This window comes from Pseudomonas sp. CBC3, from assembly GCF_037967085.1.
Taxonomy (GTDB): Bacteria; Pseudomonadota; Gammaproteobacteria; order Pseudomonadales; family Pseudomonadaceae; genus Stutzerimonas.
Genome location: NZ_JBANEO010000001.1, coordinates 55,287 through 74,822 on the forward strand (window position 1 = coordinate 55,287; position 19,536 = coordinate 74,822).

The following is a 19,536-nucleotide window of genomic DNA, read 5'->3' on the forward strand; positions in this document are numbered from 1 at the left end:
GTCGTAGCGTATTCACCGCAGCTTCTCCGCAACGCGCATCACGGCACTGCGTGACCGGGGGTTGGCTTTGACCTCTTCGGCGGATGCGTACTGCGGCTTGCCCAACAGCTTCAAGCGTGGCACGAACTTCTCAGGAATGATCGGCAGGTCGCGGGGCAGGTTGTCGGCTTCGCCCTTGGCGTGGCGGCGCATGAATTGTTTGACGATGCGGTCTTCAAGTGAATGAAAGCTGATCACCACCAGCCGGCCACCGACATCGAGCGCCTCGAGAGCAGCCTCGAGCCCGGCCTCCAGATCACCGAGCTCATTGTTGATAAAGATGCGCAGCCCCTGAAAGGCGCGAGTCGCCGGATTCTTGCCTTTTTCCCAGGCGGGGTTGGCAACGGTCAGCACCTGAGCGAGATCGGCCGTACGCTCGAACGGGCGCTCGGCTCGCCGTTGCACGACGGCGCGCGCCATGCGTTTGGCAAAACGTTCTTCGCCGTACTCCTTGAGTACCCGAGCGATATCTTCTTCGCTGGCCGTGGCGATCCAATCCGCAGCACTGACTCCGCGACTGGGATCCATGCGCATGTCGAGAGGGCCATCGTTGAGGAAACTGAAGCCGCGCTCCGGATCGTCCAGCTGTGGCGAGGACACGCCGAGGTCCAGCAGCACTCCGCTCAACGTACCGGTCCAGCCGCGCTGCGCGACTTCGGCCCCGAGCTCGGCGAAACTTCTCTGCACAACGACAAAGCGGCCATCCTCGGCCGCCAATGCTTGCCCCGTAGCGATTGCTAGCGGGTCTTTGTCGAATCCTAGCAAGCAACCCTCAGGCCCAAGCTGCCGCAAAAGAAGGCGGCTATGGCCTCCGCGCCCAAAGGTGCCGTCCAGATAGCGGCCATCCGGGCGCACAGCGAGCGCCGCAACGGCCTCGTCGAGCAACACGGTGACATGGTTATAGCTGCTGGTCTGGGTCACAGGATTAGATCACGCAATGCTTCCGGCAACGCGCCGGGTTGTTTAATGGCCGCCAGATCCGCATCTGCTTGCGCGTTCCAGTCGTCCTCGTTCCATAGGCTGAACTTGTTGAGCTGACCGACCAGCATGGCCCGCTTGTCTAGGCCGGCGTATTCACGCAGGCGTGGCGGCACCAGCACACGCCCGCTGCCGTCCAATTCCAGGTCCACTGCGTTACCGATAAGCAAACGCTGCAACCGGCGACTTTCCTCATGCAGCGATGGCAACTCGCGGAGCTTGGCTTCGATTTGCTCCCATTCTGGAAGTGGATAAATGCAGAGGCAGCGGTCCACGGCGTCGATAGTGATGATCAACTGGCCCTCGCAGCGCGAAACGAGCTCGTCGCGATACCGGCTGGGCATAGCTAGCCGCCCTTTGGCATCGAGACTGATGGCATTTGCTCCGCGAAACACGGCTGCGCTTCCTCTGAATTTAGCTATCCGTATCCATAATTACCCACTTCACTCCACTTTTTACCACTCGTGCGCACTATAGAAATGCAGCAGCCCCACCGTCAAGGTGAGCCTGAGCGGAAAAAGCCTTACGGAACGGCAATTTAGCGAACGAGAGGGGAATGAACGGTAAAGCGATAAACTTGCAAGACGATCTTTTACAGGCAAATCAAAAGGCTGCCCCACAAAGTTAAAGTACTTTGTTAAGAGCAATAATATTTTGGACTAACAAGAAGGGGTATTACGGGGGAAGAAGTCGGAGAGTCGATCTGTAAGCCGGGTTCTGTCGAGGACAGTCATTCCTCTACGACAGCCATCGCTGACTGCCTCTAGCAACCTACCCGGATCCAGCGCGGGCCACGCCAATGGATCCCTATTTGGTCTTGCTCCAAGTGGGGTTTACCTAGCCACGGACTGTTGCCAGCCGCGCGGTGCGCTCTTACCGCACCTTTTCACCCTTACCGGCGCCGAAGCGCTTAGGCGGTTATTTTCTGTGGCACTTTCCGTAGGCTCACGCCTCCCAGGCGTTACCTGGCACTTCGCCCTATGGAGCCCGGACTTTCCTCCCTCCCTTTTTGCCGGAACAAAAAGAGACAGCGACTGTCCGATCGACTCTCCGGGCGCTAGGGTACTGTGCACGTCCCCAGCCTGCAAGCTGACAAATCTCGCCGACCGGGACGCCTGCGAGCATGAAGGCGGTTCTATTCCGAACTCTTTTCTTGCAACGCAAGCTGGTAAAGCACGTTCTTTCTGGCACCGGTTATTTCGGCGGCCACGGCTGCCGCACGCTTCACAGGCAACTCCGCCAACAACAAACGCAGCACACGAAGCGCATTCGCATCGATCGCCTCTTCGCCTTGTGGCGCCTGCCAGCCGCCCACCACCAGCACGCATTCGCCACGCTGTTGATTGCTATCGGACGCCACCCAGACGCGCAATTCAGCCAACGGCAATCCTTTCAGCGTCTCGAATGTCTTGGTCAGCTCACGCCCCAAAACAGCAGGCCGCTCTGGACCGAACACTTCCTCCATGTCGGTCAGGGAATCGAGAATACGATGTGGCGCCTCATAGAAGATCAGCGTCCGCGGCTCCTCTCTCAGAAGCTCAAGACGAGTACGACGCGCGACCTGCTTTGCCGGCAGAAAACCTTCGAAGATGAAACGGTCGGATGGCAAACCCGCAGCGGAAAGCGCTGCAACAAGTGCACAAGCGCCGGGCAGCGGAACAACTCTTATACCGACCGCACGCGCCTGTCTGACGAGGTGATAGCCGGGATCGGAGATCAACGGCGTGCCGGCATCGGAAATCAGCGCCACATTCTCACCAGCCAGAAGCCGCTTGATGAAGCGACCACCTTCGTCCCGTTCGTTATGCTCATGACACGCTGCCAATGGAGTGGAGATACCGAAGTGCTGCAACAGACGAGCCGAGTGACGTGTGTCTTCTGCCGCGATCAGGGCCACCTCGTTCAGCACGCGTAACGCCCGAGCACTGATATCTTCAAGATTCCCGATAGGCGTGGCGACGACATAGAGCGTGCCTGCAGCGGAATTCACATCATCTGGCGCAGTCACAGGGCGTACCTCAATCACGGAAAAACGCGCATTGTAGCCCGTTTAGCGGTCACGACATCGCAGCCCCTGCAACCCTTGGGTACAATCTGCCGACACTCGCAGCGCCTCCAGGAATGATCACATGATGGCTCGCTTTCGCCCGTTTCTCTTCTTATGCATTGCCGCCGTGCTTTCGGCCTGCGCCAGCTCGCCGTCCTCTACCCTGGGCGAGCTGCCGCGCACTCCGCAGGCGTCGACACAACAATTGCTGAAGGAAGCCGATGCAAGCGACCCGGCCGAAGCTGCACTGTTGCGTTTATCGGCTGCCGACCAGAGCATCCAGCAAGGCAACCAGGCGCAGGCTCGGCAGATACTCGAACAAATCGATATCGAGCAGTTGATGCCGGCTCAGCAGATGTTTGCCAAAACCCTGGAGGCGGAGCTGGCAATAGCGGACGGAGAGCCACAGCGCGCCCTTCAAGCCTTGCAACATCCCGCATTCCGACGCCTCGCGGAGCTGCCGGTAGATCAGCAGCTGCGCACCCAACTGGCGCGCGCGCAAGCATTTGAAGCCAACGATCAGCCCCTCGACGCGGCGCGCGAGCGCACTTTCATCGCACCACTCCTAAGCGGCGAAGCAGCGGAGCGGAATCATGAAGCGATCTGGTCGCTGGTATCGAGCCTGCCGGCAGACCAGCTGCAACCGACCGCAGACGTGGATCTTTCCGGCTGGTTAGCGCTTGCCGCGACGGTAAAACAGGCCGGAACCATAAGTCAGCAGCAGCGGGCGATCGACGCCTGGGTGCAGCAGAACCCCAGCCATCCCGCCGCACGACGCCTGCCCGAGTCGCTGGTAAAACTCCGAGAGCTGGCAGACAAACCGCTGACCCACGTAGCGTTACTGCTCCCCATGGATGGCCCGCTGGCTAGCGTAGCGCGTGCACTGCGTGACGGTTTTCTCGCCGCGCATCTGGAAGCACAGCAAGATTTGAAAATCGAGCTGTTCGACAGCTCCCGCCTATCTTCGCTCGATGACTTCTACCGACAGGCAGAGGCGTCGGGGGTCCAGCTGGTCATTGGCCCGCTGGACAAGAAGATGGTGCACCAGCTGGCCGACCGCGGGCAGCTGCCGATAACCACCCTTGCTCTCAATTACAGCGACGCGAACCAGAAGGCGCCGCCTCAGCTGTTTCAGTTCGGCCTCGCTGCAGAGGACGAAGCGCGCGAGGTTGCGCGCCGCGCCTGGGCCGATGGGCATCGCCGTGCAATAGCTTTGACGCCGCGGGGCGACTGGGGCAATCGCGTCTATGAGGCGTTTCGCCAGGAGTGGCAGGAACAAGGCGGAACCGTAGTTGCTGCCGCGCCGCTGGCCGAACCCGTCGAACTGGCCAATCAAATTGCCGACCTGCTGCAGGTACGCAGCAGCGGTGCTGCATCACAGCCATCGCGCCGCCAGGATGTCGACTTCCTGTTCCTTGCAGCAACACCGCAGCAGGCGCAGCAGGTCAAGCCCACCCTGATATTCCAATATGCCGGAGATCTGCCCGTATACGCGACCTCTCATCTGCACGCCGCAACCGATAATCGCACCCAATACCTCGATCTCGAAGGTATCCGGTTCACCGAAACACCCTGGCTGCTGAATCCCCAGCTGCCCCTTCGCCAGGAAATCGAACGCAAATGGCCACAAGCGCGGGGAAGCCTGGGCAGGCTATACGCCATGGGTGCCGACGCCTATCTGCTCGCACCGCGCCTGAACCAACTGCTAGCGTTGCCGGAAACACAGCTCGACGGCCTGTCCGGCACGCTCAGCATCACCCCCGAGCAGCGAATCGAGCGACGCCTACCGTGGGCCGAATTCCACGATGGTGAAGTCCAACCGCTCGCGGACACTCCCTATTGAGCGCAACCAGCAAACAGATCAGCGGACAGCTCGCCGAAGAGTTCGCACAGCGCCACCTGCAACTTCACGGACTGCGCCTGCTTTGTCGAAACTGGACATGCCGCAGCGGCGAGCTTGATCTGGTCATGCTCGATGGCGATACAGTAGTATTCGTCGAGGTTCGCTACAGACGCCACGCTGCATGGGGTGGCGCTCTCGAAAGCGTCGACTTGCGTAAACAGCAGAAGCTGATCAAGGCAGCTCAGCTGTTTCTGCAGAAGGAGCCCCGCTGGGCGAGGCACCCATGCCGCTTTGACGTGGTCGCCATAGGGGCGACAGCTGACGCCTCGGAAAAGCCCAACTGGATCCGAAATGCGTTCGACAGTTGATCAGAGCGCTCCGCCGCGTACCGCCAAAACCGCATCTGACCAATTTCCTTACGGCGCGGCCCAAGCAGCCCAGCCCGTCACCTGAAGGTTAAAATCCGATGGACATGCAATCCCGTATACGTCAGCTCTTCCAGGCCAGCATCGAAACCAAGCAGAACGCCATGGAGGTGCTCGCCCCTAGTATCGAGCAGGCCGGACAGGTAATGGTCAACACGCTGCTCAGTGAAGGCAAGATCCTGACTTGCGGCAACGGTGGATCGGCGGGCGATGCGCAGCATTTCTCATCAGAGCTGCTGAACCGCTTCGAGCGGGAGCGCCCCAGCCTGCCTGCGATAGCCCTGACGACCGACAGCTCAACGCTGACCTCCATCGCCAATGACTACAGCTATAACGAAGTTTTCTCGAAGCAGATCCGCGCACTGGGTCAGCCGGGCGACGTGCTGCTGGCGATCTCCACCAGCGGCAACTCCGCGAACGTCATCCAGGCGATCCAGGCTGCGCACGATCGCGAAATGGTTGTCGTCGCGCTCACCGGACGCGACGGCGGAGGAATGGCGTCGCTGCTGCTGCCAGAGGACGTCGAGATTCGCGTTCCGGCGAAAGTGACCGCGCGCATCCAGGAAGTTCACCTGCTCGCTATCCACTGTCTGTGCGATCTGATCGACAACCAACTGTTCGGGAGCGAAGAATGAAATCGGTTCGACTGCCTGTATTCACGCTTGCACTGACCTTGGCCGTAACCGGCTGCAGCTCAGTTCTCACCGCCACGCGCGATGATCCCATCAACGACAACCGTGGAACCCGCACGATCGGCAGCAAGATCGATGATTCCCTAATCGAAACAAAAGCAGCCGTGAATATCGCTAAGGCTCATGCCGATCTGGACAAAGCGTCGCATATCGTCGTTGCCAGCTACAACGGAGTGGTGCTGCTGGCCGGCCAGACGCCACGGGAAGAGCTGAAGCAAATGGCCGAACAGGCCGCCAGTTCGGTACAGCGCGTCAAACGAGTACACAACGAGCTTCAGGTACTGCAGCCCTCATCGGCACTGGCCCGCAGCAATGACTCTTGGTTGACGACCAAGATCAAGGCGCAAATGCTCACGGACGAGAACGTTCCCGGCTCGCGCATAAAAGTCATCACCGAGAACGGCATTGTCTATCTGCTGGGGCTCGTCACTCGTCAGGAAGGCAACCGTGCCACAAACGTGGTGCAGGGCGTCTCCGGCGTACAACGCATCGTCAAACTGTTCGAATATATCGACTGAAGGCAGCTCCAAGCCAGCATGAGCGGCGCCATAGCTCCGCCAGCTGGGTGCTCTTTCGCTCTTGCTTCAGGCTTGCCGCTTGGAGCTTGCAGCTGCTTACTTAACGACCTTCAAACTAGGACGGCCCGCAGAGGCCGGGCGTGATGGTGCGCCTGCTCCAACCGAGGCATCATCGGTGGGCGCATCGTCATCCGGCGGCGTCGGCTCAATCTCGAATACCATTCCCTGCCCGTTTTCCCGCGCATAGATCGCCATGACCGCCGCGGAAGGGACATGCAGACTATGCGGAACGCCACCAAATCGGCCTTCGAACGTAATCGTCTGGTTGCTCATCTGCAGGCCACGAACCGCACTGGGTGCAACATTCAGCACGATCTGGCCATCGCTGGCAAAGCCATCAGGCACCTGAACACCCGGATAGTCGGAATTGACCAGCAGATGTGGAGTGCAATCGTTATCCACGATCCACTCATACAACGCCCGAACCAGATAGGGACGACTTGAAGTCATATGCAGCCTCTCTTAGCGCATGCCGCGCTCAACGGCGGATAGACTGACCTGGAAGGCCTCGCGAGCGAAATTGGTTTCCATGTAATCGAGCAGCGGCTTTGCAGCCCGGGGCAACTCGATACCGAGTTTGGGCAAACGCCACAGGATAGGCAACAGACAGCAATCCACCAGACTGAACTCTTCACTCATGAAATAGGGCTTTTCGGCGAATACGGGCGATACGCCTGTAAGGCTCTCGCGCAGCTCCTTACGAGCCTGCACCCGAACCGCCTCTGTGGTTCGGCGATCGAGGATTCGGTCCACCAGAGCACACCAGTCCCTTTGAACTCTATGCGCCAGCAGCCGGGTATTGGCCCTTGCCACGGGATACACCGGAAGCAACGGCGGATGCGGATAGCGCTCCTCCAAGTACTCCGTGATTACGCCTGGCTCATACAAAGCCAGATCACGATCCACCAACGTAGGCACGCTGGCGTATGGATTCACTTCTGTCAGCCTGACAGGACAACGCACCGGATCGACGTCGATTATCTCGGCGTCGACACCTTTTTCGGCAAGCACATAGCGCACCCGATGCGAATAATGATCGGCGGGATCGGAATAGCAGGCCAACCGGTTGGTCACGGCCATGGGGTCCCTCCTCATTGAAATTTATGGCCAGCAGAAAAAAACGCGCGCCCAAAAGGGCGCGCGCAGGGTACCGCATAACAGCGAACGATCAGTGGACGTCTTTCCAGTATTCTCGCTTGAGCAGATAGGCGAATACGAAGAAGACCGCCAGGAACAGCAGCACGTACGTACCGATGCGCTGGCTTTCCAGCTTGACCGGGTTGGCCGAGTAGGCCAGGAAGGTCACCAGATTCTTGATCTTCTCGTCGTACTCCGCTTCGGTCAGCTCACCGGTGCCCGGCACAACCGTCATTGCGTTGCAGTCTTCATGCGTGATCGGCGTACCCGTCAGCGGATCAAACTGCTTGCGGCCATCCTCGACAACCTGGACCTGCTTGCAGGCAACCGACTCCCCTTCCGGCAACTTGCTCGGCAGGACCTGACGGCCTTGCAGCGGCGCCAGGACGTGCGGCATGCCCACGTTAGGGAAGACCGTATTGTTGACGCCATACGGGCGCGCCGGGTCTTCGTAGAAACTGCGCATGTACGAGTACAACCAGTCATTGCCACGCACTCGCGCCACCAGCGTCAGATCCGGAGGAGCCGCGCCGAACCAGCCCTTGGCATCATCCGGCTTCATACCGATTTTCATGTGATCGCCAATCTTGGCGTCAGTGAAGACGATATTGTCGAGCATGACTTCTTCTGGAATACCCAGATCTGTCGCAACACGCTCATAGCGCTGGTACTGCGCGCTATGACAACCCATGCAGTAGTTGGTAAAGGTTTTCAGGCCGTCCTGCAGCGCTACCTTGTCAGTCAGATCGATATCGACTTCATCGAGGTGAACGCCGCCACCAGCGGCGAAACCAAATGCCGGCACCAGTGCAAGAATCAATGCAGCAAATTGCTTTTTCATCAGCCAGCCACCCTTTGCGGAACTACTTTGGTCTTCTCGAGCTTGGTGTAGAACGGCATCAGGATGAAGTAACCGAAGTAGATAGCAGTACAGATCCGAGATACCAATGTGCGCTCAGGAGTAGGAGACAGCACGCCAAGCACGCCGAGGATGACGAAGGAAATACAGAACAGCACGAGAGCTACCTTGCTCATCCAGCCCTTGTAGCGCATGGACTTGACTGGGCTACGATCCAGCCATGGCAGCACGAACAGCACAGCGATCGCGGCACCCATGGCGATTACGCCCAGCAGCTTGTCCGGAACGGCGCGCAGGATCGCGTAGTAAGGCGTGAAGTACCAGACAGGCGCGATGTGCTCGGGCGTCTTGAAGGCGTTCGCCACTTCGAAGTTCGGCTTCTCGATGAAATAGCCACCCATTTCAGGGAAGAAGAACACGATGGCGCAGAACACGAACAGGAACACCACCACACCGACGATATCCTTGACCGTGTAGTAAGGATGGAACGGAATGCCATCGAGCGGCACGCCAGCCTCGTCCTTGGTCTTCTTGATATCCACACCCATCGGGTTGTTCGAACCCACTTCGTGCAGTGCCAGAATGTGCAGAACCACCAGGCCAAGGATCACGATCGGCAGCGCGATGACGTGCAGCGCGAAGAAGCGGTTCAACGTGATGCCGGAGATCAGGTAGTCACCGCGAATCCACTGGGTCAGGTCAGCACCGATGACAGGAATCGCACCGAACAGCGAAATGATCACCTGGGCACCCCAGTAGGACATTTGGCCCCAAGGCAGCAGGTAGCCCATGAAAGCCTCGGCCATCAGCGCCAGATAGATCATCATGCCGAAGATCCACACCAGCTCGCGCGGCTTCTGGTAGGAGCCGTAGAGGATGCCGCGGAACATGTGCAGATAGACGACGACGAAGAACGCCGATGCGCCGGTGGAGTGGAGGTACCGGATGATCCAGCCGTATTCCACGTCCCGCATGATGTATTCGACGGATGCGAATGCACCTTCGGCGGACGGCTCGAAGCTCATCGTCAGCCAGATGCCGGTGAGAATCTGGTTGACCAGAACCAGCAACGCCAAGGAACCGAAGAAGTACAGAACGTTGAAGTTCTTCGGTGCATAGTACTTGCTCAGGTGGTCTTCCCACATCTTGGTCGCGGGGAAGCGCGCATCGACCCATTCCATGAACTTGCTCATCACGCGCTCTCCTGATCCACGCCGATGACGACCAAAGAGTCCGTCTCGTAAGTGTGAGGGGGAACCGGCAGGTTCAAGGGCGCAGGCTGGCCCTTGTAGACGCGGCCAGCCATGTCATATTTCGAACCATGGCACGGGCAGAAATAGCCACCGAGCCAATCGGCACCCAGATCAGGCGCCGCAACTTCCGGACGGAAGGACGGGGAACAACCGAGGTGCGTGCATAGTCCGACCACAATCAGTACTTCCGGCTTGATTGAGCGAACCGCAGGATCAACATAGGTCGGCTGTTCCGAAGCTTCGGAATTCGGATCGGCGACCGTATCGGTGAGTTTGCCCAGATTGGCCAACGCCTCCTCGGTACGACGCACGATGAACACCGGCTGACCGCGCCATTCGGCAACCATCTGCTGACCTGGCTCGATCTTGCTGATATTTACCTTAACCGGTGCACCGGCTGCCTTGGCTTTGGCACTCGGGAACCACGATCCCACGAACGGGACCGCGGCACCCACCGCTCCTGCAGCACCTACTACCGAAGTAGCGGCTACGAGGAAGCGACGCCGGCCAGCATTCACGCCGTCATTGCTCATTCAGTCGTCTCCCATCAGTTTCTTATGGCCTACCGAAAGCAGGCGTCTACTACGTGCGTCTACCGTAAAACTAGGCCGCGAAAAAATTCGCCAAATGGTAAAGAAAAGCCCCTTGCATGACAAGGTAATAACCAGACACAACTAGCCGCCAGGCCCCGAAAGTCGGGACTTCCTAAACGCGACACGCTGTCGCATAGGTGAAAATCAGCCCATAAAAAAACGCCCAGCTTCGTATGAAGCTGGGCGTTTTTGGTGAAGCGGATTAGCGCTTCGAGTATTGCGGACGCTTACGCGCTTTACGCAGACCGACTTTCTTACGTTCAACTTCGCGAGCATCGCGAGTAACGAAGCCAGCTTTGCGCAGAGCAGGACGCAGTGTTTCGTCGTAATCCATCAGCGCACGAGTAATGCCGTGACGGATGGCGCCAGCTTGACCACTTACGCCACCGCCAAGAACGGTAACGTAGATATCGAACTTCTCGACGGTTTCGGTCAGTTCCAGCGGCTGACGAACCACCATCCGAGCAGTTTCGCGCCCGAAGAAGTTGTCCAGCTCACGGTTGTTGATGGAAATCTTGCCAGTGCCCGGGCGCAGGAACACGCGCGCGGTTGCAGTCTTGCGACGGCCAGTGCCGTAATTTTGAGTCGCCGACATAATGAACTATTCCGTTAAATCTTCAGTTCTTGGGGCTGCTGAGCGGTGTGCGGATGATTGGCACCCTTGTACACCTTCAGCTTACGATACATGTCGCGACCCAGCGGGTTCTTAGGCAGCATGCCTTTGACCGCGGTCTCGATCACACGCTCTGGCGCCTTGGCGATCAGCTTCTCGAAGTTGATCGATTTGATGCCACCCGGGAAGCCGGAGTGAGAGTAGTACATCTTGTCGGTGGTTTTCGCACCGGTAACACGCACTTGCTCAGCATTGATAACAACGATGTAGTCACCGGTATCGACGTGAGGGGTGTATTCCGCCTTGTGCTTGCCACGCAGGCGGCTAGCGATTTCGGTTGCCAGACGACCCAGGGTCTGGCCGGCAGCGTCGACGACGAACCAGTCGCGCTTGACGGTTTCCGGTTTAGCAGTAAAAGTCTTCATTCGTTATAGCCTCAGGGGCCGCCCTGAAAATAAGACGGCGAATCTTACTGAATGGTGCTCGCCCTGGCAAGGCCAGGACAGCCGGAAACAGACGCTATCGGGGGCTCGGGTCAGCGCGTCCGCTACGGCAGTGTTCGGCAGGCTAGGCATCCCCTACCTTGGTTTTTGCGTCAGCGGGCTAGGCATCCCCGGCGACAGGCTGCGGAATTATCCGGATTACGCGCAAAATAGCAAGCATGTTAGTAGGCGAATCATCACCCGCCGTGCCCGCCCCGTCACTCACCGAGGCATAATCGCGCATCAGCACGAACCGACTCGGCTCGTGGCTCAGAACGAAACTTATCGGCCGACCCCATAATCCGATTCACGAACCTAACAGACCAAAGGACTCCGCATGGAACTGCGCCAACTTGGCCGCACCGAATTGAATGTCAGCGCGCTGTGCCTGGGCAGCATGACCTGGGGCGAACAGAACGATCAGGATCAAGCGTTCGCTCAGCTGGATCGCGCCAGAGCCGCAGGCATCAACTTCCTCGATACCGCTGAAATGTATCCAGTGCCGCCGCGAGCGGAAACGTATGCCTCCACAGAGCGCTACATAGGCAACTACTTCAAGGCTCGCGGAAATCGTGCCGACTGGATCCTGGCCAGCAAGATCGCCGGACCCGGCAATGGAATCAGTCACATCCGTGACGGCCAACTGAAGATGAACAGGCAGCACATCGTTGCGGCCCTCGATGCAAGCCTTCAGCGCCTGCAGACGGATTGGATCGACCTGTACCAATTGCATTGGCCAGAACGCAGCACCAATTTCTTCGGCCAACTCGGTTACCGCCATCAGGAGCAGGATTTCACGCCCATCGAGGAAACGCTCGAAGCCCTGGACGAGCAGGTAAAGGCCGGAAAGATCCGCCACGTCGGTCTGTCAAACGAAACACCCTGGGGCACTATGAAATTCCTGCAGCTCGCCGAAGCCAGAGGCTGGACGCGCGCCGTTTCGATCCAGAACCCCTACAACCTGCTCAATCGCACCTTCGAGGTCGGCCTGGCCGAAATAGCCATTCGCGAACAGTGCGGGCTGCTGGCCTATTCGCCCCTGGCTTTTGGCATGCTCAGCGGCAAATACGAACAAGGCGCTCGACCGGCCGGAGCGCGGATCACGATGTTCAGCCGTTTTGCGCGCTATACCAATCCACAGTCGCAAGCCGCCTGCTCTCGATATGTGGCACTTGCTCGCGAACATGGCCTGGACCCGACCCAGATGGCGCTGGCCTATGTCACGCAGCAGCCTTTCGTCACTAGCAATATCATCGGCGCCACGTCACTCGACCAGCTGGAAAGCAATCTCGCCAGCGCCGAATTGCGCCTGCCAGCCGAGGTGCTTGAAGGCATAGAGGCGATTCACACCGAACAACCCAATCCCGCGCCCTGAGGAACACACAAAAAACAGCCAGAATATTGGTATCGCCACGATCGCCAAACCCAGCCCGAACAAGCGAAGAGTCCGAACATGATTGCCGCCGAACTGCTCGCACCATTCAGCCTTTTTCTGGGCTGGCTGCTTTATACCGCCGGGCTGTTCTGGGCCTGCGCGCGAGCGCCCTGGGTGGAACTGTTCAGCGATACCCGGCGCCAGCATCTAGTGTTCGGCGCCGTTCTGGCAATATTTCTGCTGTGGCTGGTTCGTCGAGACTTCGACTCTGGGTTGTCCTTCCACTTCATCGGACTGACAGCCGTAACACTCTTGCTGGATTGGCCACTGGCAATCCTTGCCGCCTTCATTGCCCAGCTTGGGCTGACCGTGACGGGCCATCAACAGCTGGCAGCGCTCGGCCTGAATGGCGTGCTGTTAGTGCTGATACCGGTTACGGTGACGGAGCTCTGCGCCATTGCCGTGGAACGCACCCAGCCGCGAAATCTTTTCGTCTACATTTTCTTTTCTGGATTCTTTGCCGCCGGACTGGCGGCACTTTTGTGCATTCTGGCCGGACTGGGAATCCTGCTGATCGATGGTCGCTATCCAATGCCTCCCTGGCTGGAAGACTTTGCCGGCTATATCTGGCTGGTGATGTTTCCCGAGGCATTCATCAACGGAACCGTCGTCAGCGCTCTGGTCGTCTTCTATCCAGACTGGATGGAAACCTTCAACCGCAGCCGCTATCTGCAGGCTCCCTGGAAAGACGACGGCAACAAGCAGGCGTGAGCCGCAGACTCAATGCTGACGAGGCGGCACGTCACCGGAAAAAAGATCATCCTCGAGCTCATTGCCCGGAATCGCATGCTCTTCCGACGCCCAGGCACCCAGATCGATCAGCTTGCAGCGCTCGGAACAGAACGGACGACTCGGGCTCTTTACGCTCCACTCGACCGGCGCGCCACAGGTAGGACATTCAACCGTAGTGCTCATTCCTGACCTCCTCGCAACGTCATATAGAAATTGTGCAACCGTTCCACCCCGGCTTTCAGCCAAGCCAGATCACGATCGTTGACCAGCACATCGTCGGCATGACGCAGACGCTCCGCGCGGCTGGCCTGGGCCTTGATGATGGCTTGGATCTGCGCTTCGCTGGACAGATCTCGCCGGACGGCACGCTCGACCTGCACCGCTTCGGGCACATCGACAACCAGCACGCGGTCAACTTGACGATACTGGCCGGACTCCACCAGCAGTGGCGACACCATGATGGCGTAGGGAGAGGTTGCCCGGGCGAGGTGCCCAGCGACTTCCTGGCGAATCAGCGGGTGAAGTAACTCCTCGAGCCATTTGCGCTGAGCCGGGTCCTGGAATATCCGCTCACGCAGCGCCGCACGATCCAAACTGCCATCAGATGCAAGAACTGCCTCGCCGAAGCGCTCTGCGATCAAACTCAACGCCGGCTTGCCAGGCTCCACCACCCAGCGCGCGGCATGATCGGCGTCCACCCAGTGCACCCCGAGCTGCCCGAACGCTTCCACCACAGCGCTTTTGCCGCTGCCGATACCGCCAGTCAAACCAAGCACCCATGGCTTCATCACGCACCGTCCAGACCGGAAAAACGACGCGCAGTAGTACCGTCTGATCAGCGTGGATGCAATAGTTGGGGCAGCGGGTGAGTAAATCCGCGACCAATACGGGCTTCTTGCTTCCGCCGCAGGCCACGACTGCAACTGAACTCAGTGCACACGCGCTGCTTTCGTCGGAGGCCCGCCCTCGGGGCGAAGCTTTTGTCCTTGAGGTGGGCTTATGGTCCGCATTCGCCGCGAGGGCGCGCCTCCCACCGAGTTCAGTGTGCACCTGCTGCTTTTGTAGAAACACCTCACAGGATGAATCTTTTGGCTTTAGCTGGCTTCTGATCCGCATTCGCGGCGAGGTCGCCCTACCCAATGGGCCCACGCACTGCTTTTGTAGGAGGCCCGCCCTCGGGCGAAGCTTTTGCATTTGCTCTGACCCACGCCCCGCATGGGCACATAGCCTAGACTGCCTCCGGCTTGCCTTTCCGACAAGTACGACCGGATCTTCAGAACCCCGCAAACTGCAAATAGCTCGACGTAATCCGATCGCCCCAAAGCAGAGCGATCCAGCCAGCGATCGCCAGATAGGGTCCAAAAGGAATGGCCGTGCCGCTATCGGCTTTCTGCGCACGCAGCATGATCGTTCCGAGCACCGCACCCACTACAGAAGACAAAAGAATAGTCAACGGCAATACCTGCCAGCCACCCCAGGCGCCGAGCATCGCCAGCAACTTGAAGTCTCCATAGCCCATGCCCTCCTTGCCGGTCACCAGCTTGAACAACCAGTACACGGACCAAAGGCTGAGATAGCCGGCAACCGCCCCCCAGACCGCATCAGGCAGCGTAGCGAACAGGCCGAACAGATTGACGAGTAACCCCAGCCAAAGCAGGGGCAGCACGATGGAGTCAGGCAGCAGCTTGTGATCGACATCGATCATGCTCATCGCCAGCAGCCCCCAGGTCAGCAGCAACATCGCCCCGGCCTGCCAGGTAAACCCGAAATGCCAGGCGACATAGCCCGAGAGCAACCCGCACACCAACTCGACCAACGGGTAGCGCTTGCTGATCGGCGCCTTGCATGACGAACACTTGCCACGCAGCGCTAGCCAACTCACCAATGGGATGTTCTCCCACGGCCGAATTTCGTGTTCGCAATGCGGGCAATGGGAATGAGGGAGAACCAGATTGAACGTCGTGGCAGGCTCGCCAGGCAACTCGAGAAACTCACGCGCCTGGGATCGCCAGTCGCGCTGCATCATGATCGGCAAGCGATGTATCACCACGTTGAGAAAACTGCCGATCAGCAGACCAAGCACAAAAACGCAGAAAACAAAGGCCAGCGTATTGCTGGCCAGAAAACTAACTATGTTCATTATTCAAACCACGGCGCCCAGCTGGAAGATCGGCAGATACATGGCAATGATCAAGCCACCAACCAGAACACCCAGTACGGCCATGATCATCGGCTCCATCAAGGCGGTCAGGCCGTCGACCATATTGTCGACTTCGTCTTCATAGAAGGTCGCCACTTTGGCGAGCATTTCATCCAGCGAGCCGGATTCTTCGCCAATGGCCGTCATCTGAATGGCCATACTGGGAAAAGTGCCAGTGGTTCGCATGGAGAAGTTCAGCTGCATACCGCTGGAAACGTCGCTCTTCACCTTCATCGTAGCGTTGCGGAACACCACGTTACCGGTAGCGCCCGCCACCGAGTCCAGCGCATCCACAAGCGGCACACCGGCGGCAAAGGTGGTCGAAAGCGTTCGAGCGAACCGCGCCACGGCGGATTTATAAAGAATGTCGCCTACGACCGGCACCTTGAGCAGCACTCGATCGAACCAGTTGCGAAACCGCTCGGATTTGCCGTGAGCCGTTTTAAAGGCATAAGCAGCACCGAACAGAGCGAGCAATACCAGATGCCACCAAGCTTGCAACGCTTCCGAAATACCAATGACAAACAAAGTGAAAGCCGGCAGTTCGGCGCCGAAGTTGGCAAACACATCCTGGAACTGTGGGACCACTTTAATCAACAGAATCGCCGATACGATAATCGCCACCAGAACAACCGCGATAGGGTAATTCATCGCCTTCTTGATTTTGGCTTTGAGCGCTTCGGTCTTTTCCTTATAGGTCGCGACGCGGTCCAGCAGCGTCTCCAGCGAGCCAGACTGTTCGCCCGAGTCGACCAGGTTGCAATAAAGATCATCGAAGTACTGAGGCTTCTTGCGCAGCGCTGTAGCGAAGCTGTTACCCGCCGCGACTTCCTGTTTCAGGTCGTCCACCAATTTGCGCATGTTTGGGTTATCGAACCCCTCACCGATGATGTCGAACGACTGTAGCAGCGGCACGCCGGCTTTCATCATGGTCGCCATCTGCCGGGTGAACAGGGCGATATCCATCGGCTTGATTTTTTTGCCGGCGCTGAACAACGACACCGACTTCTTGCGAACCTTTTGCGGGTTGACGCCCTGCTTGCGCAGTTGCGCCTTGACCAACGCAGGGCTGACGCCGCTCAGCTCGCCTTTTATCTTTGCGCCCTGCCTGTTAGTACCTTCCCAGGTGAAGACACTGGTTTTTACCGCTTTCTGCGCCATGTTAGTCCTTGGTCACCCGGTTGACTTCTTCCAGGCTGGTCACGCCCTGCATGGCTTTTACCAAAGCCGAAGTACGCAGATCGTTAAAGCCGTCTTTACGCATCTGGGTGGAAATATCGATGGAATTACCGTCCTCCATGATAATCCTGGCCAGCGACGGCGTGTTTTTAACCACTTCATAAATACCGACACGGCCTTTGTACCCGCCCTTGCAATTATCGCAGCCGACCGGGCCATAGATTTTGAAGGTACCGATCTTATCGGCCGGGAAACCCTCCTCCAGTAGGGCATCGCGGGGTAACTCGACTTCTTTCTTGCAGCTGCTGCAGAGCTTGCGTGCCAGCCGCTGGGCAATGATGAGGTTCACCGAGGTAGCAATATTGAACGCGGCCACACCCATATTGCGTAGGCGCGTCAGGGTTTCCGCAGCACTGTTGGTGTGCAGAGTCGACATCACCATATGGCCGGTCTGCGCCGCCTTGATCGCAATCTCGGCGGTTTCCAAGTCACGAATCTCACCCACCATGATCACGTCCGGGTCCTGACGCAGAAACGCCCGCAGCGCCTGAGAAAAGTCCATGCCCTGACGCGGGTTGACGTTGACCTGATTGATGCCTTCGAGGTTGATTTCTACCGGATCTTCCGCCGTAGAAATATTCACATCCACCGTATTGAGGATATTCAGGCCGGTATAAAGAGAGACCGTTTTGCCCGACCCGGTAGGCCCGGTAACCAGAATCATGCCCTGCGGCTGTTGCAGCGCCTGCATATACAGCGCTTTCTGATCCTCCTCATAGCCCAGCGCATCGATGCCCATCTGCGCACTGGTGGGGTCCAGAATTCGCATCACGATCTTTTCGCCCCACAAGGTGGGCAGAGTATTGACTCGGAAGTCTATGGCCTTGCTTTTGGACAGCTTCATCTTGATTCGCCCGTCCTGCGGCTTGCGTCGCTCGGAGATGTCCAGCCCGGCCATGACCTTCAGGCGCGCAGATATGCGCGGGGCCAACTGGATCGGTGGGCGGGCGACCTCATGCAAGATGCCGTCCGTGCGAAGCCGCACGCGGTAGGCTTTTTCGTAGGGCTCGAAGTGCAGGTCGGATGACCCACCACGTATCGCATCGAGCAGCATCTTATTGACGAAGCGGACTACCGGGGCGTCGTCGGCGGCCTCGCCGCCCTCTTCAGTCTTACCCTCATCATTGACGGTCTCGACATCGACGCCATCCAGATCGACGTCGCCGAGGTCTTCCAGCCCGGTCGTACCACTCTCGTACAGCTTGTCGATGACCTCGCCCAGCTTGTCGTCCTCAACCAGGATCGACTCGATGGTCAAGCCGGTGCTGAACTGGATATCGGAAATCGACTGATGATTGGCTGGGTCGGAAATGGCGACGTAGAGCTTGGTACCACGCTTGGAAAGCGGCAGGACGCGATGTTGACGCGCCAGCTTCTCGCTGATCAGGTCTTTGGGTAGCGACTCTTTATCCAGCGCAGACAAGTCCAGCAGCGCGACCCCGAACTGATCGGAGGCAAGCTCGGCTATGGCGCGGCCTTTGGCCAGCTTGTTCTGCACCACATAAGTAACAAAGGGAGTTTTGCTGCGAATGGCTTGGACCTGCGCCTGCTGGGCTGTTTTTTCGTCCAGCACACCGGCCACGACCATCTGCCGTGCCAACCCGGAAAGGGAAATGTTTTCGCTCATGGCGGCCTCAATTCGATTACTGCCCGCCTTATAGCGTAGATGCAGGTGGCTGCAAACAAGGGCGGCGGCAGGTGACGTTCTTGGTCACATATCGCCAGCAAAGAGTCCGCCAATATCCGCGACGGACGGAAAAATGCTTGCCCGGACCGCGCACCGAGACTCGCCGGTGGCCAACGGTGCGCCTGAAACGTTCTGCGGCGGCGGCATTAGTTGAGCCACTTCACATTGTCGTCTTCGGTGCGCAAGGCGAACGAGAGCTGGCACGGCAACTGCTTTGTCTCTGGCAGGCTCACAGCCTTAACACTATTAAGGAGATTCAAATGAAAGCTCAGATGCAGAAGGGTTTTACTCTGATTGAATTGATGATCGTTGTGGCGATCATTGGTATTTTGGCTGCAATTGCTTTACCAGCCTATCAGGACTACACAGCACGCGCCCAAGCCACAGAGGGCCTGTCCGCTACCGCAGGTGTACGCGCTGAAATAGCCAGTCAACTAGCGGTCGACGGAGCCGTACCGGGCGCCGGTTCACAAGCAGATACGGATGCTCAAGCCCTTGCCGGTAACTATTTCGCAGCTGGTGGCGCTACTGTTGGAGCAAACGGTGTCATCTCGGTAGCGTTCTCAGACGGAACTCTGGATACACAGACCATGACAATTACTCCAACTGTAGATGCAACCACTAACCAGATCCAAGGTTGGGTTTGCGCAGGCCTAACCAACGCATCTCATATCCCGTCTGGCTGCCGCTAAGCCTTGTAGTCA

The 19,536-nt window shown here is 58.3% G+C and carries 22 protein-coding genes, 1 other RNA gene and 1 pseudogene; 8 read left to right on the top strand and 16 right to left on the bottom strand.

Translation table 11 applies throughout. The features are described from left to right. Positions 1-12: 12 nt before the first annotated feature. From rsmH to rsmI, 4 genes are all read right to left on the bottom strand, one after another. Positions 13-960, bottom strand: coding sequence for a 16S rRNA (cytosine(1402)-N(4))-methyltransferase RsmH (rsmH, locus tag V6943_RS00260; RefSeq protein WP_340552259.1), 948 nt, complete (start codon positions 958-960; stop codon positions 13-15). Continuing rightward, positions 957-1,412, bottom strand: a complete 456-nt coding sequence (mraZ, locus tag V6943_RS00265) for a division/cell wall cluster transcriptional repressor MraZ (protein WP_340552260.1) — start codon at positions 1,410-1,412, stop codon at positions 957-959. Before mraZ ends, rsmH begins: the two co-directional genes overlap by 4 nt. A gap of 295 nt (positions 1,413-1,707) precedes the next feature. Continuing rightward, positions 1,708-2,067: RNase P RNA component class A (gene rnpB, locus V6943_RS00270), an RNA gene on the bottom strand. 85 nt (positions 2,068-2,152) lie between these two features. Next, the gene (gene rsmI, locus V6943_RS00275; RefSeq protein ID WP_340553004.1) at positions 2,153-3,007 is read right to left on the bottom strand and encodes a 16S rRNA (cytidine(1402)-2'-O)-methyltransferase; all 855 of its coding nucleotides are present in this window, start codon (positions 3,005-3,007) and stop codon (positions 2,153-2,155) included. A 139-nt stretch (positions 3,008-3,146) separates the two neighbouring features. On the opposite strand from rsmI, the gene V6943_RS00280 reads away from it, so the two are divergent. The 4 genes from V6943_RS00280 to V6943_RS00295 all read left to right on the top strand — a co-directional run bounded on the left by V6943_RS00280 (position 3,147) and on the right by V6943_RS00295 (position 6,542). Beyond that, positions 3,147-4,907 (top strand): penicillin-binding protein activator, encoded by a 1,761-nt coding sequence (locus tag V6943_RS00280; protein ID WP_340552261.1) that lies wholly within the window; start codon positions 3,147-3,149, stop codon positions 4,905-4,907. After that, positions 4,904-5,275 carry a YraN family protein gene (locus tag V6943_RS00285; protein ID WP_340552262.1) on the top strand — a complete coding sequence of 124 codons (372 nt, stop codon included), beginning with the start codon at positions 4,904-4,906 and terminating at the stop codon, positions 5,273-5,275. The genes V6943_RS00280 and V6943_RS00285 overlap by 4 nt, the downstream gene beginning before the upstream one ends. Before the next feature lie 98 nt (positions 5,276-5,373). Continuing rightward, a complete protein-coding gene (locus tag V6943_RS00290) occupies positions 5,374-5,967 on the top strand; it encodes a phosphoheptose isomerase (RefSeq protein ID WP_131649943.1) in 594 nt (197 codons plus the stop codon). Further along, complete coding sequence (locus tag V6943_RS00295; protein ID WP_131649942.1) at positions 5,964-6,542, top strand: BON domain-containing protein; 579 nt, start codon at positions 5,964-5,966, stop codon at positions 6,540-6,542. The genes V6943_RS00290 and V6943_RS00295 overlap by 4 nt, the downstream gene beginning before the upstream one ends. Before the next feature lie 96 nt (positions 6,543-6,638). Here the strand turns inward: V6943_RS00295 and V6943_RS00300 are convergent, their stop codons facing one another. The 7 genes from V6943_RS00300 to rplM form a co-directional block, all read right to left on the bottom strand. Then, positions 6,639-7,052 carry a ClpXP protease specificity-enhancing factor gene (locus V6943_RS00300; RefSeq protein WP_131649941.1) on the bottom strand — a complete coding sequence of 138 codons (414 nt, stop codon included), beginning with the start codon at positions 7,050-7,052 and terminating at the stop codon, positions 6,639-6,641. A gap of 12 nt (positions 7,053-7,064) precedes the next feature. Continuing rightward, positions 7,065-7,682 (bottom strand): glutathione S-transferase N-terminal domain-containing protein, encoded by a 618-nt coding sequence (locus tag V6943_RS00305; protein ID WP_181100135.1) that lies wholly within the window; start codon positions 7,680-7,682, stop codon positions 7,065-7,067. Positions 7,683-7,770: 88 nt separating this feature from the next. After that, the gene (locus V6943_RS00310) at positions 7,771-8,580 is read right to left on the bottom strand and encodes a cytochrome c1 (RefSeq protein WP_131649939.1); all 810 of its coding nucleotides are present in this window, start codon (positions 8,578-8,580) and stop codon (positions 7,771-7,773) included. After that, entirely contained in the window at positions 8,580-9,791 is a 1,212-nt protein-coding gene (locus V6943_RS00315) for a cytochrome b (RefSeq protein WP_131649938.1), read from the bottom strand. The genes V6943_RS00310 and V6943_RS00315 overlap by 1 nt, the downstream gene beginning before the upstream one ends. After that, positions 9,791-10,384 carry a ubiquinol-cytochrome c reductase iron-sulfur subunit gene (gene petA / locus V6943_RS00320; RefSeq protein ID WP_131649937.1) on the bottom strand — a complete coding sequence of 198 codons (594 nt, stop codon included), beginning with the start codon at positions 10,382-10,384 and terminating at the stop codon, positions 9,791-9,793. Before petA ends, V6943_RS00315 begins: the two co-directional genes overlap by 1 nt. A gap of 262 nt (positions 10,385-10,646) precedes the next feature. Continuing rightward, positions 10,647-11,039 (bottom strand): 30S ribosomal protein S9, encoded by a 393-nt coding sequence (gene rpsI, locus V6943_RS00325; protein WP_131649936.1) that lies wholly within the window; start codon positions 11,037-11,039, stop codon positions 10,647-10,649. A gap of 14 nt (positions 11,040-11,053) precedes the next feature. Then, positions 11,054-11,482, bottom strand: coding sequence for a 50S ribosomal protein L13 (gene rplM / locus V6943_RS00330; protein WP_019342644.1), 429 nt, complete (start codon positions 11,480-11,482; stop codon positions 11,054-11,056). A gap of 394 nt (positions 11,483-11,876) precedes the next feature. Between rplM and V6943_RS00335 the strand changes: the two genes are divergently transcribed. Together V6943_RS00335 and V6943_RS00340 are read left to right on the top strand one after the other, a co-directional pair. Then, positions 11,877-12,914: an NADP(H)-dependent aldo-keto reductase gene (locus V6943_RS00335; protein WP_340552263.1), complete on the top strand. Its 1,038-nt coding sequence runs from the start codon at positions 11,877-11,879 to the stop codon at positions 12,912-12,914. Positions 12,915-12,992: 78 nt separating this feature from the next. After that, entirely contained in the window at positions 12,993-13,685 is a 693-nt protein-coding gene (locus V6943_RS00340; protein WP_340552264.1) for an energy-coupling factor ABC transporter permease, read from the top strand. 9 nt (positions 13,686-13,694) lie between these two features. On the opposite strand, the gene yacG is transcribed toward V6943_RS00340, so the two are convergent. From yacG to pilB, 5 genes are all read right to left on the bottom strand, one after another. Next, complete coding sequence (gene yacG, locus V6943_RS00345; protein ID WP_340552265.1) at positions 13,695-13,889, bottom strand: DNA gyrase inhibitor YacG; 195 nt, start codon at positions 13,887-13,889, stop codon at positions 13,695-13,697. Continuing rightward, positions 13,886-14,494 (bottom strand): dephospho-CoA kinase, encoded by a 609-nt coding sequence (gene coaE, locus V6943_RS00350; RefSeq protein WP_340552266.1) that lies wholly within the window; start codon positions 14,492-14,494, stop codon positions 13,886-13,888. Before coaE ends, yacG begins: the two co-directional genes overlap by 4 nt. A 485-nt stretch (positions 14,495-14,979) precedes the next feature. Then, the gene (locus V6943_RS00355) at positions 14,980-15,846 is read right to left on the bottom strand and encodes a prepilin peptidase (RefSeq protein WP_340552267.1); all 867 of its coding nucleotides are present in this window, start codon (positions 15,844-15,846) and stop codon (positions 14,980-14,982) included. A gap of 3 nt (positions 15,847-15,849) precedes the next feature. Further along, positions 15,850-17,067, bottom strand: coding sequence for a type II secretion system F family protein (locus V6943_RS00360; protein WP_340552268.1), 1,218 nt, complete (start codon positions 17,065-17,067; stop codon positions 15,850-15,852). A 1-nt stretch (position 17,068) separates the two neighbouring features. Continuing rightward, positions 17,069-18,772: a type IV-A pilus assembly ATPase PilB gene (pilB, locus tag V6943_RS00365; protein WP_340552269.1), complete on the bottom strand. Its 1,704-nt coding sequence runs from the start codon at positions 18,770-18,772 to the stop codon at positions 17,069-17,071. Between the two features lie 320 nt (positions 18,773-19,092). Between pilB and V6943_RS20295 the strand changes: the two are divergent. Next, a pseudogene (locus tag V6943_RS20295) lies at positions 19,093-19,207 on the top strand (prepilin-type N-terminal cleavage/methylation domain-containing protein); the annotation flags it as partial. Between the two features lie 17 nt (positions 19,208-19,224). After that, positions 19,225-19,524 (top strand): pilin, encoded by a 300-nt coding sequence (locus V6943_RS20300; protein ID WP_445324115.1) that lies wholly within the window; start codon positions 19,225-19,227, stop codon positions 19,522-19,524. Positions 19,525-19,536: the final 12 nt, after the last annotated feature.